The organism is Massilia pseudoviolaceinigra, from assembly GCF_030846505.1.
GTDB lineage: Bacteria > Pseudomonadota > Gammaproteobacteria > Burkholderiales > Burkholderiaceae_D > Telluria_A > Telluria_A violaceinigra.
Genome location: NZ_JAVCWL010000081.1, coordinates 1 through 2,006, shown reverse-complemented (window position 1 = coordinate 2,006; position 2,006 = coordinate 1). Strand labels below are relative to the sequence as shown.

Below are 2,006 nucleotides of genomic sequence, written 5' to 3'. Positions count from 1 at the left end.
GTTTCAATTTAAACGGGAGCAAGCATGGAAGGGGACACCGAATTCTGGACCTCACACGTCGAGGCATGCCGGCGCGAAGGCACGGCGGCAAGCGTGTACGCACGGCAGCATGGCCTGACGCTGGCGTCGCTGTACTACTGGCGTCGCAAGTTGAAGCTGGCCGCCGCGGTGGGCGATGGGGGCAACGGCGCGGCGAACAAATTCGTCGCCCTGCGCGTGGTCGATGCAACAGCGGTCGCAGCGACCAGCCAATGCACACTGGTGCTGCGCTCCGGTCTGCGCCTGGAGTTGGCGGCGCTGCCATCGACGGCATGGCTGCTGGCCCTTGAGCAAGCCCACGCGGGAGCGCGCTGATGCATCCGGGCTGCCGTATCGAGCAGGTGTTTTTATGCCGTGACCCGGTCGACTTCCGCAAGTCCATCGGCGGCCTGTCGGTACTGGTCGAACAAGCGCTGGGCCTCGATCCGTTCGGCAGTGCGCTCTACGTCTTCATCAACCGCGACCGCAACAAGATCAAGGTGCTGTACTGGCACCGCAACGGTTTCTGCCTCTGGCTCAAGCGTCTGGAAGCCGAGAAATTCGCCTGGCCGCGCGACGCCGACGGCGCCACGCAAGGGGTTACGCTGCAGCAGTTTGAGTGGCTGCTGGAGGGCTTCGATGTATGGCAAAAACCTCCTCATAAAACCCTGTATTTCGGTTCTGTTTCATAGAGGAATTTGGTAAACTATGGCATGCCTGCCACCCCTGCCAAGCCGTCCAATCTGCCGCCGCGCTACAGCTTGCCAGAACTGACGCTGCCGGCCGTGTTGCCTACCGATGCAGCAGCGCTGACAGCGCTGCTGCACTCTGTCATTGCCGCGCACAACGACGTCAAGACCCAGGCGTTAAATCACATGCAGCACATGATGGAGCAGTTCATCCTGGCGCGCCACCGCATGTTCGGCGCCAGTTCGGAACAGTCGTCAGCCCAGGGCCGTTTGTTCGATGAGGCCGAGGTGCTTGCCGCTGGAACAGTTGCGACGCAGGACATCGCGCCGCTGGCGCCGGACACCAAGCCCGATGGCAAGGCCAACAGCAAACCGGCGCGCGGCAAACGCGGGCCGTTGCCGGCCGAGCTCAAGCGTGTCGATGTCGTGCACGACGTACCCGCCGCCGAGCGCACCTGCCCGTGCGGCACGCCGATGGTGGAGATTGGCGAAGAGATCAGCGAGCAGCTCGACCTGGTGCCGATGCAGGTGCGCGTGCTGCGCCACATCCGCAAGCGCTACGGCTGCCCCGGCAGCGTGCACGCGCCGGTGACGGCGGCCCTGCCGCCCCAGCCTCTGCCAAAAAGCAACGCCAGCGCCGACCTGCTGGCCATGCTGCTGGTGGTCAAGTTCATCGACGGCCTGCCACTGGCCCGCTTCGAATACGTGCTGGGCCGGCATGGCGTGACGGTGCCGCGCCAGACGCTGGCGCGTTGGGTCATCGGCGCGGCCGGCGTGCTGCAGCCCTTGCTCAACCTGATGCGCGACGCCTTGCTCGAAGGCGTGTTCCTGCACGTCGATGAAACCGTGGTGCAGGTGCTCAAGGAGCTTGGCAAGGCGCCGACCTCGAACAGCTATATGTGGGTGCGAACGGGCGGGCCGCCGGGACGGCCGGTGGTGGTGTTCGACTACGATGCGAGCCGCGGCGGGCAGGTGCCGGTGCGCCTGCTGCACGACTATCGGGGCTATGTGATGACCGACGGCTACAGCGGCTATAACGAGCTGATGCGCACCGACGGCATCGAGCAGCTGGTGTGCTGGGCGCATGTGCGCCGCCGGTTCGTCGACGCCGTCAAAGTGCAGCCGAAAGGCAAGCGCGGGCTGGCCGACGAGGCCGTCGCAATGATCGGCAAGCTGTACGGCGTCGAGCGCGACCACAAGGACGCCGATGAAGCCACGCGCCTGCTGGCACGGCAAACCCATGGCGTGCCGACGCTGGCGGCGCTGCGGACCTGGCTCGACAAGACGTTGCCGGGTGTG

General features: G+C 65.4%; 3 protein-coding genes. All 3 read left to right on the top strand.

What is annotated here, in order from left to right; all coding sequences use genetic code 11:
• Positions 1 to 24: 24 nt before the first annotated feature.
• Positions 25 to 354 carry an IS66 family insertion sequence element accessory protein TnpA gene (gene tnpA, locus RBA40_RS33080; protein WP_306653122.1) on the top strand — a complete coding sequence of 110 codons (330 nt, stop codon included), beginning with the start codon at positions 25 to 27 and terminating at the stop codon, positions 352 to 354.
• Complete coding sequence (gene tnpB / locus RBA40_RS33075; protein ID WP_306653121.1) at positions 354 to 710, top strand: IS66 family insertion sequence element accessory protein TnpB; 357 nt, start codon at positions 354 to 356, stop codon at positions 708 to 710. The genes tnpA and tnpB overlap by 1 nt, the downstream gene beginning before the upstream one ends.
• Positions 711 to 731: 21 nt before the next feature.
• Positions 732 to 2,006: IS66 family transposase (tnpC, locus tag RBA40_RS33070; protein WP_306653120.1), on the top strand; the 1,275-nt coding region annotated here is incomplete at its 3' end.

Excerpts from the sequence above, each read along its gene's own strand:
- tnpB (WP_306653121.1), top strand. The coding sequence starts at position 354 with ATGCATCCGGGCTGCCGTATCGAGCAGGTGTTTTTATGCCGTGACCCG.
- tnpA (WP_306653122.1), top strand. The coding sequence starts at position 25 with ATGGAAGGGGACACCGAATTCTGGACCTCACACGTCGAGGCATGCCGG.